The organism is Catenuloplanes japonicus (genome assembly GCF_000717135.1).
GTDB classification, from domain to species: Bacteria; Actinomycetota; Actinomycetes; order Mycobacteriales; family Micromonosporaceae; genus Catenuloplanes; species Catenuloplanes japonicus.
Window position 1 is genome coordinate 148,979 of the sequence record NZ_JNXY01000009.1, and the last position, 13,094, is coordinate 162,072.

At 71.8% G+C, this 13,094-nt stretch carries 14 protein-coding genes and 1 pseudogene; 11 read left to right on the forward strand and 4 right to left on the reverse strand.

Annotated features, from left to right (window positions below; translation table 11 throughout):
- Positions 1–176: 176 nt before the first annotated feature.
- The 3 genes and pseudogenes from OP04_RS51775 to OP04_RS15610 all read left to right on the forward strand — a co-directional run.
- Positions 177–404 carry a helix-turn-helix domain-containing protein gene (locus tag OP04_RS51775; protein ID WP_085066491.1) on the forward strand — a complete coding sequence of 76 codons (228 nt, stop codon included), beginning with the start codon at positions 177–179 and terminating at the stop codon, positions 402–404.
- 46 nt (positions 405–450) lie between these two features.
- Complete coding sequence (locus tag OP04_RS15605; RefSeq protein ID WP_033340391.1) at positions 451–1,194, forward strand: enoyl-CoA hydratase/isomerase family protein; 744 nt, start codon at positions 451–453, stop codon at positions 1,192–1,194.
- A gap of 1,167 nt (positions 1,195–2,361) precedes the next feature.
- Positions 2,362–4,212, forward strand: a pseudogene (locus OP04_RS15610) (ABC transporter ATP-binding protein); the annotation flags it as partial.
- A 33-nt stretch (positions 4,213–4,245) separates the two neighbouring features.
- On the opposite strand, the gene OP04_RS15615 reads toward OP04_RS15610, so the two are convergent.
- From OP04_RS15615 to OP04_RS15625, 3 genes are all read right to left on the reverse strand, one after another.
- Positions 4,246–4,491, reverse strand: a complete 246-nt coding sequence (locus OP04_RS15615; RefSeq protein WP_033340392.1) for a hypothetical protein — start codon at positions 4,489–4,491, stop codon at positions 4,246–4,248.
- Positions 4,492–4,582: 91 nt separating this feature from the next.
- Positions 4,583–5,119 carry a G/U mismatch-specific DNA glycosylase gene (gene mug, locus OP04_RS15620; protein WP_033340393.1) on the reverse strand — a complete coding sequence of 179 codons (537 nt, stop codon included), beginning with the start codon at positions 5,117–5,119 and terminating at the stop codon, positions 4,583–4,585.
- Between the two features lie 10 nt (positions 5,120–5,129).
- On the reverse strand, positions 5,130–5,885 hold the full coding sequence (locus tag OP04_RS15625; RefSeq protein WP_033340394.1) for an SDR family oxidoreductase: 756 nt from the start codon (positions 5,883–5,885) through the stop codon (positions 5,130–5,132).
- 81 nt (positions 5,886–5,966) lie between these two features.
- On the opposite strand from OP04_RS15625, the gene OP04_RS15630 reads away from it, so the two are divergent.
- From OP04_RS15630 to OP04_RS15645, 4 genes are read left to right on the forward strand one after another with little or no spacing between them, the layout of a single operon-like run.
- On the forward strand, positions 5,967–6,539 hold the full coding sequence (locus OP04_RS15630; RefSeq protein WP_033340395.1) for a TetR/AcrR family transcriptional regulator: 573 nt from the start codon (positions 5,967–5,969) through the stop codon (positions 6,537–6,539).
- A gap of 60 nt (positions 6,540–6,599) precedes the next feature.
- Positions 6,600–7,547 carry a TIGR04222 domain-containing membrane protein gene (locus OP04_RS15635; RefSeq protein ID WP_033340396.1) on the forward strand — a complete coding sequence of 316 codons (948 nt, stop codon included), beginning with the start codon at positions 6,600–6,602 and terminating at the stop codon, positions 7,545–7,547.
- Positions 7,544–8,365, forward strand: coding sequence for a DUF692 domain-containing protein (locus tag OP04_RS15640; protein WP_033340646.1), 822 nt, complete (start codon positions 7,544–7,546; stop codon positions 8,363–8,365). Before OP04_RS15635 ends, OP04_RS15640 begins: the two co-directional genes overlap by 4 nt.
- Positions 8,358–8,774, forward strand: a complete 417-nt coding sequence (locus OP04_RS15645) for a hypothetical protein (protein WP_033340397.1) — start codon at positions 8,358–8,360, stop codon at positions 8,772–8,774. The genes OP04_RS15640 and OP04_RS15645 overlap by 8 nt, the downstream gene beginning before the upstream one ends.
- On the opposite strand, the gene OP04_RS49670 is transcribed toward OP04_RS15645, so the two are convergent.
- Complete coding sequence (locus tag OP04_RS49670) at positions 8,756–9,337, reverse strand: TetR/AcrR family transcriptional regulator (protein WP_051797975.1); 582 nt, start codon at positions 9,335–9,337, stop codon at positions 8,756–8,758. The genes OP04_RS15645 and OP04_RS49670 overlap by 19 nt on opposite strands.
- Positions 9,338–9,414: 77 nt before the next feature.
- On the opposite strand from OP04_RS49670, the gene OP04_RS15655 reads away from it, so the two are divergent.
- The 4 genes from OP04_RS15655 to OP04_RS15670 all read left to right on the forward strand — a co-directional run bounded on the left by OP04_RS15655 (position 9,415) and on the right by OP04_RS15670 (position 13,085).
- Positions 9,415–9,828, forward strand: a complete 414-nt coding sequence (locus OP04_RS15655; protein WP_033340398.1) for a hypothetical protein — start codon at positions 9,415–9,417, stop codon at positions 9,826–9,828.
- Positions 9,789–11,255: an FAD-dependent oxidoreductase gene (locus OP04_RS15660; protein WP_232323604.1), complete on the forward strand. Its 1,467-nt coding sequence runs from the start codon at positions 9,789–9,791 to the stop codon at positions 11,253–11,255. Before OP04_RS15655 ends, OP04_RS15660 begins: the two co-directional genes overlap by 40 nt.
- Before the next feature lie 103 nt (positions 11,256–11,358).
- Positions 11,359–12,021 (forward strand): HAD family hydrolase, encoded by a 663-nt coding sequence (locus tag OP04_RS15665; RefSeq protein ID WP_033340399.1) that lies wholly within the window; start codon positions 11,359–11,361, stop codon positions 12,019–12,021.
- Positions 12,022–12,167: 146 nt separating this feature from the next.
- Positions 12,168–13,085 (forward strand): serine protein kinase RIO, encoded by a 918-nt coding sequence (locus OP04_RS15670; protein WP_033340400.1) that lies wholly within the window; start codon positions 12,168–12,170, stop codon positions 13,083–13,085.
- Positions 13,086–13,094 lie beyond the last annotated feature (9 nt).

A 13,094-nucleotide genomic window follows, 5' to 3' on the forward strand; every position in this document is an offset into this window, starting at 1 on the left:
AAGCCGATAGGCGGCAAACGAGCCAGCCCACGAAGCGACTCGGCCGCCGCGATCGCTCCCAGACAGTGGCATGCGTGTCGGTTGGCGAACGAATGGTATCTGGCGCATGATCGTTCGAGGCGGTCTAATAGGTGGGACCGCATCGAACCGCACAGTCTGGGACGTGAGGATTCAACATGGCAGCCACTGGCACAGCCACCAGCACTGAGAAAGGTCGCCGAATTGTTGGGGCGGAGCGGCAGACGCTCGCCAAGGACCTCGTAAAGCGGTATACCTCGGGGGAAAGCATCCGCGCCTTGGCGGCCTCGACCGGCCGTTCCTACGGTTTCGTGCACCGTGTTCTGACCGAAAGCGGCGTTCAACTGCGCCAGCGTGGCGGTGCCCGCCGTCGCAAGAAGGCGTGAGGCCAGCAATCGCCGGCAAACAGTACGCGCGTCCGGGATCCCCCCGATGAATTCAGATAGTGGCGTGCGGCTTGAATGCGACGGGCCGGTGGCGACGGTGACGTTGTGCCGGCCCGACGTGCTCAATGCACAGACTCCCGATATGTGGCGGACGCTTCGCAATTTTTCCCGCGAACTCACGGGTGACGTGCGGGTCGTTCTCGTGCAAGGCGAGGGCCGCGCATTCTCCGCCGGCCTGGACCGCGCCGTGCTCACCGGCACCGACTTCACCGACCTCGCCGCCCTGCCCGACGACGAGGCCGCCACCCGCATCGCCTTCTTCCAGGACGCCTTCACCTGGCTTCGCCGCCCCGACCTCATCACGATCGCCGCCGTCCAGGGCCACGCCATCGGCGCCGGCTTCCAGCTCGCGCTGAACTGCGATCTGCGAATCCTTGCTGATGACGCCAAACTGACCATGGCCGAGGTGACCCTCGGCCTCGTCCCCGACCTCGGCGGCACCAAACGCCTCGTCGAACTCATCGGCTACGCCCGCGCCCTGGAGCTCTGCGTGACCGGCCGCCGCGTCCCCGCCTCCGAGGCGGCCACCCTGGGCCTGGCCAACCTCGTCGTCCCCGCGGCCGACCTGACCTCCGCCGCCCGCGACCTCGCCGCCGCCGTCCTGTCCAGCAACCGCGACGCCGTCATCGAGATCAAGGCCCTGCTCTCCGGCGCCGCCGACCGCTCCTACCCCGACGCCGACCGCGCCGAACGCGAGTCCCAGGTCCGCCGCCTCAAGTCCCTCTTCTAACCGCGCGCTGCGCGGCGCGTGTGCTGCGCCGCGCCGCGTGTGCTGCGTTTCCTGTGCCTGAGCCGCGCCGCGTGCTGCGCTGCCTGTGCCTGTGCCGCGCTGCGCTGCCTGTGCCGCGCTGCCTGCGCTGCCTGCGCTGCGCGGGAGAACTCGTCGCGGGCGCTGCGCGCCCGATATTTCGTGTTATTGGTTGCGCTGGGTGGGCTGGTGGCTGTTTGCCTCCGGCGGGCCTCCGGCGGGAGCGCTCCGGCTCCGGGGCAGGGGACAAGACTTTGCAGCTGCGCTGGCGATTCCCGTGGGTGGTTGGGTTTCGTGCGGCCTGGCTGCCCCGTTTGCCATCGATCCGGGACAAGCCGAGCAGATCATCGGCAGGGCCGCCAGCTTTGGTCTGTCGCGCGGCGGTAGGCCGGTTCTCGCGTGTGGGCGGGCGCTTCTCGCTGATGCCCTGCCGATGATCTGCACCCCTGCGGGCGGGTCGATGGCAAACGGGGCAGCCAGGCGGTCACCACTGTGGCTGCTCACGCAAAAAGACAAAACACCCACCCGCGGGCGGGGTGCAGGGCGGGTCAAGATCCTTCCGACTTTCATGGCAGGTTGACCGGCCGGTGGTAGCCATGAAAGTCGGAAGGATCTTGATTTCGGTCTGGGCGGGAGTCTGGAGGGGTGGAGCAAGATCCTTGCGTCTCTGGTGGCCCTTTCTCGCCCGGAATAAGGGCCACCAGAGACGCAAGGATCTTGAGTCTCGGATGTTGGAAGCGGGTTCCCGGGGTGCGGGAGGGTGGAGCGGTCACCGACCGTTTCCCGGGTGCGGGAGAGTGGAGCGGTCACCGGCCGTTCGGCGTCGAGGTCCGGATTCGTCGCGATCAAGTGGGCACTCCTTGCCCGAAATTTCGTGAAATAGTGGCCTGGAAGTTCGCGGTGTCCTCACCTGATGCCGAGAGCTCAGCAAGGGGAGGAAAGCTGGGCGCAGCGAATGGCCGGCGCGAGCGGGTCCGCCTGTGGCGAGCGGGAGCAGCCGAAGCGAGAGCGGCGACCCTTGCCGGTCGGCGCCGAGCCTCGCGAGAACCTCGCCCTGCCAGGGCCGAGCGGGGACCCGGCCACCAGGCACGGGCTAAGCTCGACGCCCTGATGAACAACATGCGGGGAATGCCGGGTGGGCCCGGGAGCATGGGTGGCTGGTCGACCCTTCGCTCGCTCGACAACGAGAAGAAGCTGGCCGGGCGCACGGTCGACTGGAAGATCACCCGGCGTGTGCTGACGTTCGCCACCCCGTACCGCCGGGATATCTCGATCTTCTTGATCGCGGTCGTGATCTCCGCGGTCCTCGGCGTCGCCACCCCGATCCTGGCCGGCGACGTCGTCAACGAGATCACGAAGGGCACGCCCGCCGCCGCCCGCACCATCGTCACGATCGCGCTCGCGATCGCCGGTATCGCGATCGCGGACTCGCTGCTGTCGCTCGGTCAGCGCTGGTACTCCGCCCGCGTCGGTGAGTCGATCATCCTGGACCTGCGGACGCGCGTCTTCGACCACGTCCAGCGGCAGCCGCTCGCGTTCTTCACGCGGACCCAGACCGGCGCGCTCGTCAGTCGTCTGAACAATGACGTGATCGGCGCCCAGCAGGCCTTCACCTCCACGCTGTCCGGCGTGGTGAGCAACGCGATCCAGCTCGCCCTCACCGCGGGCGTCATGTTCACGCTCTCCTGGCAGATCACGCTGATCTCCCTGGTCATGCTGCCGATCTTCATCGTTCCGGCGCGGCGCGTCGGGCGGCGGCTCGCGGAGATCACCCGGGAGTCGTACGCGTTGAGCGCCTCCATGCAGGCGACGATGGTCGAGCGGTTCGGGGTCTCCGGCGCGCTGCTCGTCAAGCTGTTCGGCGAGCCGGCCGAGGAGGCGCGGAAGTTCGAGGCCAGGGCGCGGCGGGTGCGGGACATCGGGGTCCGGCAGGCGATCTACTCCCGGACGTTCTTCGTGGCGATGCTGCTGGTGGCGTCGCTGGCGCAGGCGCTCACCTACGGGCTGGGCGGCTGGCTGGCGGTCAACGGCGCGGTCAGCGCCGGCACCGTGGTGACGCTGGCACTGCTGCTGACCAGGCTGTACGGCCCGCTGACCGCGCTGTCGAACGTCCGGGTCGACGTGATGAGCGCGCTGGTGAGTTTCGAACGTGTGTTCGAAATCCTGGACCTGCGGCCGGCGATCGCGGAGCGCGCGGACGCGCGCGACCTGGACCGGGACGATGCGCGCGTGGTCTTCGAGGACGTGTCGTTCCGGTACCCGACGGCGGCGGAGACGTCGCTGGCCTCGCTGGAGGACGTGGCGGCGCTGGACCGGACCGAGTCCGCGCCGGTGCTGCGCGGCGTGTCGTTCACCGTCGAGCCCGGCAGTCTGGTGGCGCTGGTCGGGCCGTCCGGCGCGGGCAAGTCGACGACGGCGATGCTGTTGTCCCGCGTGTACGACGTGACCGGCGGCGCGATCACGATCGGCGGGACGGACGTGCGCGACGCCCGGCTGACCTCGCTGCGGGACACGGTCGGCGTGGTCACGCAGGACGCGCACCTGTTCCACGAGTCGATCGCGGAGAACCTGCGGTACGCGCGCCCGGCCGCCACCGACGACGAGCTGTGGGCCGCGCTGGAGGCGGCGCGCGTCGGCGACGTGGTGCGGGCGCTGCCGGACGGGCTGGACACGGTGGTGGGGGAGCGCGGCTACCGGTTCTCCGGTGGGGAGAAGCAGCGGATCGCGATCGCCCGGTTGCTGCTGAAGGCGCCGGCCGTGGTGCTGCTGGACGAGGCGACCGCGCACCTGGACTCGGAGAGCGAGGCGGCGGTGCAGGCGGCGCTGACCGAGGCGCTGGCCGGGCGGACCGCGCTGGTCATCGCGCACCGGCTGTCGACGATCCGGGCGGCGGACCAGATCCTGGTGATGGACCACGGCCGGATCGTCGAGCGCGGCACGCACGAGTCGCTGCTGGCCGGGGGCGGCTTGTACGCGGATCTGTACCGGACGCAGTTCGCCCCGGCCTGACTGAGTCCCGGCCTGAGTTTTCGGTCAGGCGTAGGTGTCGAGGCGCCCGGTGGAGAGCGCGGTGGCCACCACCGCGGAGGCCGAGCCCTGCTGCAGCTGCGCGATCTGCTGCTGGTCCTTCGCGACCGCGGCCTTGTCGGCCGCGATCGTCTTCTCGTCGGCCTTCGCGGCCCTGTCGGCCGCCAGCTGCTGCTGATCCTTCTGCAGTTGCGCGCGGGCGCTGGTCAGCTCCGACGAGGAAGAGGACGACGACACCGGACCGACGGACATGGGATGGCTCCTCTGCGAAGAACGTGCGGCGTGACACCTGACCCATCGGACAGCACTGGGCCGGCCTGCGCGCCCCGGCCTCAGAGTTCCCTCATAGTCGCGCCCGGAGCCGCCCGAACTCCTCGATCAGGCGCGGCAGCTGGTAGGACGCGTTGAGGCCGCTCGGGTTCGGCAGGATCCAGACGCCGGTGCCGCCGATCCGCTCCGGCTGCGGGCCGATCGTGGCCTTCGGGCGGGCGAAGGCGGTGCGGTACGCGCCGATACCGAGCACGGCCAGCCAGACCGGGGCGAACGTGACGACGCGCTCGGTGAGGGCCGCCGCGCCGGCCGCGAGTTCGTCCGGGGTCAGCTCGTCCGCCCGTGCCGAGGCGCGCGGCGCGAGGTTCGTGATCCCCAGCCCGTACCCCGGAAGCAGATCTTGATCTGAGGGTCTCAGTTGCCGCGGCGTGAAACCGGAGCCGTGCAGGGCCGGCCAGAATCGGTTGCCGGGCCGCGCGAAGTGGTGTCCGGTCGCGGCGGAGTACAGGCCCGGGTTGATGCCGCAGAAGAGCACGTCGAGGCCGGGCGCGATCACGTCGGACAGGACGTTGCCGGACGCGGCCTGCAGCTCCGCCGGGGTGAAACCCATCAGAATCCCATCAGAGGGTACGGGTGGCGCCGCCGTCGATCGGCAGCGCGATCCCGGTCATGAAGCCGGCCGCGGGGGAGAGCGCGAACGCGGCCGCGCGGCCGAACTCCTCCGGTTTGCCGATGCGGCGCAGCGGGATGTTCTTCGCGGAGTCGGCCTCCTCGCGGGCCGGGTCGTCGGCGGAGTCGAACAGGCCGCGGAGCCGGTCGGTGAGGAAGCGGCCGGGCAGCAGGCTCAGCACGCGGATGCCGCGCGGGCCCAGCTCGTCCGCCATCTCCTTGGCGACCATGGCGAGGCCGGGGCGCAGGCCGTTGGAGAGGCCGAGCCCCTTGATCGGCGTCTTGACGGAGCTGGACGCCACGAACGCGATCGCGCCGCCCTCGCCCAGAGCCGCCGCCACCGTACGGGCCGCGCGCACCGCGCCCACGAAGATGGTCTCGAACGACTGCCGCCACTGCTCGTCCGTGATCTCCAGTGACGTGCCGGGCCGCGGGCCGCCGACGGAGAGCAGCGCGCCGTCGATCCGGCCGAAGCGCGTGGTGGCGGCGTCGACCAGGGTCTGTGCCGCGCCCGGGTCGCCGAGGTCCGCGGCCAGGCCGTGCGCGAGCGGGCCCAGGCGCTCGACCGCGTTCTTGACCGTGTCCGCGTCGCGGGCGGAGACGACCACCCGGGCACCGTCCGCGACGAGCGCGGCAGCGGTGGCGAAACCGAGCCCGCGGGACGCGCCGGTGAGCACGTAGACGCGACCGTCAAGTCCGAGGTCCATCAGAACATCCTACGCACGACGGAGTTACAAGCCGTACGTACGGATTGCAAAATTACTGCGCTGCGTGACACGATCGATCACGTGCCCAGGGTAAGCCAGGATCAGCTCGACGCCCGCCGCCAGGAGATTCTCTCGGCCGCGCGTGCGTGCTTCGCCCGGCACGGCTACGAGGGTGCCACCGTCCGTCGCCTGGAGGAGGCCACCGGGCTGTCCCGTGGCGCGATCTTCCACCATTTCCGCGACAAGGACTCGCTGTTCCTCGCGGTGGCGGAGGACGACGCCGCGGCCATGGTCAGCACGGTCGCGGAGAACGGGCTCGTGCAGGTCATGCGCGATCTGCTGGCGCGCGCGGCCTCACCGGACACGGCCGGCTGGCTCGGCAGCCAGCTGGAGGTCTCGCGGCGGCTGCGCACGGATCCGGACTTCGCGTCCCGGTGGGCGCAGCGGCAGGCCGCGATCGAGGAGGCCACCCGCGAGCGCCTCGGCCGGCTGCGCGAGGCCGGGAAGCTGCGCGACGACGTGCCGCTGGACGTGCTGGCCGAGTTCCTGGAGCTGGCCTACGACGGGCTGGTGCTGCACCTGGCGATGGGACGGCCGGCGGGGTCGCTGAGCCGCGTGCTGGACGTGGTGGAGGAAGCGGTCCGCCACCCGTAGCGGTGTTCCGGCCCGAAACGGGGAGATCACCGGCTGGCGTTCGTGCAGCACAATGACGGCATGAACGCGCTTTCGGCATCGGGCGACACCTGGGGGATCCCGGGTCCGACCTTCCTCGCGCTGTACCTCGGGGCGATCGCCGTCGCCCTCGTCATCGTTCTGGTCCGCCGTCACTCGATGGCGGGCGGCAAGACCGTCCCGGGCGCGGACCAGCTGACCGCGCAACAGGCCGCCTACCTGACCGGCGGCCCCGACCAGGCCGTCTACTCCGCGGTCGCGGCGCTGCGCAGCGCCGGGCTGATCGGCACCGGTCCGGACCGGAAGACCGTGCCGATCGCCGCGCTGCCGCACGGTGTGCCGCCGCTGGACACGGCCGTCTACCGGGCGCTGCAGCTGCACGGCTCGGTGCGGGCCGCGCGGAACGACACCCAGGTGCGCAGCGCGCTCGACGTGCTGCGATCCGACCTCGAACGGCTCGGCCTGGCGCTCAGCGAGGACGACCGCCGCGCCTACCGCAACACGACGCTGCTGCTCACCGCGCTGTTCGTGCTCGGCGTCGCACGCGCTGCGTTCGGGCTGCTCGGTGGCAAGCCGATCATGAACCTGCTCTTCGTCCTGCTGATCCTCGGCGTCGTCACGCTGATCCTGCGCGGCCGGAAGCCCTGGATGACCCGGGCCGGCAAGCGGGCGATCGCCGGGCTGCGCACCCGCTACCAGTACCTCTCGCCGTCCCAGTCACCCGCGTGGGCCACGTACGGCACCACCGGCGTGGCGATGGGCGTCGCGCTCTGGGGCACCGCGTCGTTCTACGCGTTCGACCCCGGCTTCGCCGCCGAGGCGGAGATCCAGCGCCAGGCGTCGGCGTCCGCCGGTGGCAGCGGGTGGTCCAGTGATTCGGGCACCTCGTCCTGGTCCGGCTCGGACAGCAGCAGCGGCAGCTCGTGCAGCAGCGGCAGTTCCTGCGGCGGCGGCAGCTCGTGCGGTGGCGGCGGAGGCTGCGGCGGATGACGTTCTACGGCGTCGGCATCGGGTGGCGCCCGGAGATCGCCGGGTTCGTCGCCGGCCTGCCCGGGTTGAGGTTCGTGGAGGTGGTCGCGGAGTCGATGCCGCACGCCGGGCCACCACCGCCCGCGCTGGCCGCGCTGCTGGACCGCGGCGTCACCGTGGTGCCGCACGGCGTCCGGCTCTCGCTGGGCGGCGCCGAGCCGGTCGACGGCCATCGGCTGGAGCACTTCGCGGCCGCGGCCGAGATTCTCGACGCGCCGCTGGTCAGCGAGCACATCGCGTTCGTCCGGGCCGGCGGGGTGGAGGCCGGGCACCTGCTGCCGCTGCCGCGCAGCCGGGAGGCGGTCGACGCGGTCGTGGCGAACGTGCGGCGGGTCCGGGCGGCCGTGTCCGTGCCGATCGCGCTGGAGCCGATCGCGGCGATCTTCGACTGGCCGGACGACGAGCTGTCCGAGGCCGACTTCATCACCGAGATCCTGGAGCGCTCGGACGCGTTGTTGCTGCTCGACGTGGCGAACGTGTACGCGAACGCGCGCAACCGCGGCACCGACCCGGTGGAGTTGCTGGACCGGCTCCCGTTGGAGCGGATCGCGTACTGCCACGTGGCCGGCGGCGACGAGAATGACGGGATTTATCATGACACGCACACGGCGGCGACGCCGCAGCCGGTGCTGGACCTGATCGGCGAACTGGTCACACGGACCCGGCCCCCGGCGCTGATGCTGGAGCGGGACGGCGACTACCCACCGGCGGCGGAACTGGCCGCGGAGCTGTCCTCGATCGCGGCCGCGGCCGGTTATCCGGATCCGGCCCGTGGGTGACCTCGCCGCACAGCAGGCAGCGCTGGTCGCTGCGCTGACCGGCGGCGCACCGATCCCGGACGGCTTCGACCCGCGGCTGGTCGGCGTGGCCCGGAAGGCGCTGCTGCGCAAGCGCGCCGGGGACGTGGCGCGGCACTGGCCGAGGCTGGCGTTCGCGCTGGGTGACCGCTGGGTGCCGGAGTTCGCGGCCTGGGCGGCCGGCCGGCCCACCAACGGGTCGCTGCGGGACGGCTGGGACTTCGCGCGCTCCCTCGGTGCCCCCGCCACGGATGAACTCGCCGCCCGGGAGGCCGCCTGGGTCTACGACGGCGTCCATCCGCCCCGGCCCCGGCGGCTGCCGGCGCTGCGGCGTACCGCGGAGTCCGTGATCGTGCAGGTCGCGGGCCGCACCTACCGCCGCGCGCGCTGACGGAGCGCGACCAGGTAGTCGTCGGCGAGCTGCCGGCAGAACGCGGTGTCCACCGGCTCCGCGCTGAACATGGTCCGGTAGAAGATCGGGCCGGCCAGCACCGACATCGCCGGGCCGAGGTCGGCGGTGTCCGGGATCTCGCCGTTCGCCATGGCCTCGCCGAGCAGCACGGTCAGCGGCGCACGGCGCCCGGCGACGTACCCCGGCATGGCGGCCGCGAGGTCAGGGTCCCGCCGCGCGCCGTCGAGCAGCGCCGGGAGGACCGCGGGCCAGGAGCCGTCCGTCAGCTGGCGGGCGTAGGACAGCAGCAGCGCGGGCAGCCGCTCGTCGATCGGGCCCGCGGCCGGGGCGGGCGGCGGCTCCGGCACCAGCGCCGCGAGCCCGTCGAAGACGAGCTGCCGACGGGTAGGCCAGTGCCGGTAGACCGTCGCGCGCGCCACCCCCGAACGGGTGACCACCTCGTCGATCGTCACCGCGGCCGGACCGCCCTCCACCAGGAGCGCGGTCACGGTCCGCATCACGGTGGCCTTGCTGCGGGCGACACGGGGATCTGTGACGGGCATAACAAGACTGTATCGTCTCGTACCAAGACTGCTTAGTCTCGTTTTTGAGCGACAGATGCCGATGGAGGTATCGCGACATGACCATCCGAGTGCTCCAGACCGGGCTCGACGCCGACCTGATCGACTACTCCTCGCCGGACTTCGCGCAGTTCAAGGGCCTCGACCGGGAGAAGCTGCGCCGCGCCAACGACGACAACGTGGCCCGGCTGCGCGCGGCCGGCTTCGAGGTGGACAACATCCTGATCGACTTCGGCGAGACCGCAGCCGACGTGATCCGGAAGGCGATCGCCACCACGCGGTACGACGCCGTGCTGATCGGCGCCGGCGTGCGGCTGGTCGCGAGCAACACGCTGCTCTTCGAGGAGCTGGTCAACCTCGTCCACACCGAGCTGCCGCACGCGCGGTTCGTCTTCAACCGCGGCCCCGAGTCCACGCCGGACGACATCCTCCGATGGTTCACGTCCGCGGACGCGACCGGGCCGGCACGATGAGCGGCGCCGACGTCATCGTCATCGGCGGCGGCCCGACCGGCCTGACCGTCGCCGGCGACCTGGCCCGCGCCGGACGGCGGGTCGTGGTCCTGGAGCGCCGCCCGGCCCGGCACCCGGGCAGCCGTGCGTTTCTGGTGATGCCGCGCACGCTGGAGGTGCTGGACGCGCGTGGCCTGGCCGACGCCGTGCTGGCCACCGGCGCGACCACCTCGGCCGTGCATCTGTGGAGCGACGCGGAGCTGCGCCTGGACCGGCTGCCGACCCGCTTCCCGCACGGCCTGATCACGCCGCAGGCACACGTGGACGCCGCGCTCGAGGACTACGCGCGACGCAACGGCGCCACCGTGGTGCGCGGGATGGAGGCGGTCGAGCTGATGCAGGACGCGTACGGCGTGACCGTCGCCGCCCGGCCCGGCGACGGCGGCGAGCTGCGGACCTGGCGCGCCCGGTACGCCGTGGCCGCGGACGGCGCGCACAGCAGCGTCCGCGGGCTGCTCGGCATCGGCTTCCCCGGCAAGGTGGTGCTGTCGTCCGTGGTGCTGGCGGACGTGCGCCCGACCGCGCCGCCCCCGGCCGGACAGCTCACGCTGGGCAGCACGCCGGACCTGTTCGGGTTCCTCGCGCCGTACGGCGACGGCTGGTTCCGGTCCATGACCTGGGACCGGGACCGCCAGCTGCCGGACACCGCGGAGGTGGGCGACGCCGAGATCGGCCCGGTCCTGAACCGCGCGATGGGCCGGGACCTGGGGGTGACCGAGATCCGCTGGCGCTCCCGCTTCCATGCGGAGGAACGCCAGATCGCGCAGTACCGCCACGGCCGTGTCTTCCTCGCCGGGGACGCCGCGCACGTCCACTCGCCCATGGGCGGCCAGGGCATGAACACCGGCATCCAGGACGCGGCCAACCTGGCCTGGAAGCTGGATCTCGCGCTGGACGGGGCCGACGACCGGATCCTGGACACCTACCACGACGAGCGGCATCCGATCGGCCGCCGGGTGATCCTGCAGAGCGGCGCGATGATGCGCGCGGTCACGCTGCACCCCCGCCTGGCCCGCCGCGCCCGGGACCTGCTCTCCGGCCGTCTGCTCGGCACCGGCGCCGGGGACAGGATCGCGGGCGGCTTCTCCGGCATCACGCTGCGGTACGGCCGGCAGCGCGGCGACCACCCGCTGGTCGGCACGAACGCGTCGCACGTGCCGCTCGGCACCGCACGCCTGGCCGAGCTGCTGCGCACGCCCGGCTTCGTGCTGGTGCGGGAACGCGGCGCCGGCCGACCACCGGCCGCGATCCGGCAGGCCGAGCGGACCGACGAGGGCCCGGCGCTGCTGGTACGTCCGGACGGATACGTCGCCTGGGCGGGCGCGACGGCCGATCCGGGGTGGGCGGCCGTTCTCGGCACGTGGACCGCGGTGACGGCGGCCGCGTGAGGGGGGAGGGCCCGGGGCGGACGCGCCCCGGGCCCGCGCTTTATACGGGTTGTTTACATGGTGGGACTGGTCGGCTGCCAGACCGCTCAACTAGTGTGCGCGAGTGCCCCTCATGTTGCTGGCGCTCGACAACACCCTCCTCGACCGGGAGGCGGCGTTCCGTGCCTGGGGTGCGAGCTTCCTCGACGAGATCGGGGCGCCCCCGCAGGACCTGGAATGGCTGGTCTCCATCGATGCGGACGGCCTGACGTCCCGCTGGGACCTGGCCGACGCGATGCTGGAGCGATACCGGCTGCGCGCCTCCGCCGTGGACCTGGTCGACGAGCTGGACCTCGGGCTGATGGAGAACACCCGGCTTGATCCGCTGGTCGCCTGCGCGCTGCGGATCGCGGACGACGCGGGCTGGATGCCCGTGGTGGTGAGCAACGGCCCGGCGTACCGGCAGGAGAGCATCATCCGCCGCACCGGCCTGGACCGTTACGTCGCCGACTGGGTCATCTCCGAGGCCGCCGGCGTCAGTAAACCGAACCCGCGGATCTTCACGCTCGCGGCCGAGCGCGTGCGCATGCAGCTGCGCGACGCCTGGATCGTGGGCGACAGCCCCGAGGCGGACATCGGCGCGGCCGCGGCGATGGGCCTGCCGAGCGTGTGGCTGCACCGCGGCCGGCGCTGGATGGAGTCGCGCTTCGAGCCGACCACCACGGCCGGCGGCCTGATCCAGGGCCTGTCCGCGGTGCTGGCCGGCGGTCAGATGGTCTATCCGTAAATAGCTTGCGGACCGCGGGACGGTCCGTAATAGTGATCCGCGCGGGAACACGCCCGGCCAGAGAAGAAAGAGGTGCGAGTAATGGCTGTCACTGTCACGAGCTTCGCCATGCCTTCCTTTCTTTTCTCGGTCGAGGAGACCCTCCAGTGCGATCGCACGATCTTGATAGTTCCCGTCCGCGTGGCCGCCGTCAGTTCGACGACGACGAGCCCAACGATCTGAAGTTCCGCGGCCCCCGCCGTCAGGCGGTCGCCGAGGCCGACGCCCCCGACACCGGAGACCGGTGGTCCAGCTGGGACGCGGCCGACCACGGCCCCGAGCCGATTCCCGACTGGGTCGTCACCGAGCACGCCGCGGTCGACGACGAGCTCGGCATTCTCAAAACCGGCAAAGAAGCCGACGTCCATCTGGTACGCCGAGCGGTTCCCGAGACCGGCCGTTCCGTCCTGCTCGCCGTGAAGCGGTACCGGGACGCCGACCACCGCCTCTTCCACCGCGACGCCGGCTACCTGGAAGGGCGCCGCGTGCGCCGCTCCCGCGAGATGCGCGCGATGGAGAACCGCACCTCGTTCGGCCGCCAGATGATCGCCGGGCAGTGGGCGGCCGCGGAGTTCGCCGCGCTCTCCCGGCTCTGGCACATCGGCCGGACCATGGGCGGCATCCACGTGCCGTACCCGGTGCAGCTGCTCGGCACCGAACTGATGCTGGAGTTCATCGGCGACGCGGACGGGCAGGCCGCACCGCGCCTGGCACAGGCCCGGCCCGAACCGGACGAGCTGCTGGACCTGTGGCGGCAGATGGTGGAGGCACTGACCGTGCTGGCCCGGTCCGGGCTCGCGCACGGCGACCTCTCGCCCTACAACATGCTGGTGCACGAGGGCCGGCTGGTCCTGATCGACCTGCCGCAGATCGTGGACGTGATCGCGAACCCGCAGGGCCCCGAGTTCCTCTCCCGGGACGTACGCGTGGTCTCCGCCTGGTTCGCCTCCCGCGGCCTCCCCTCGGAGCTGGCCGATCCGGAACCGTTGATCTCCACCCTCCTCGCCGAAGCGAACCTGCGGTAGGAATGACCC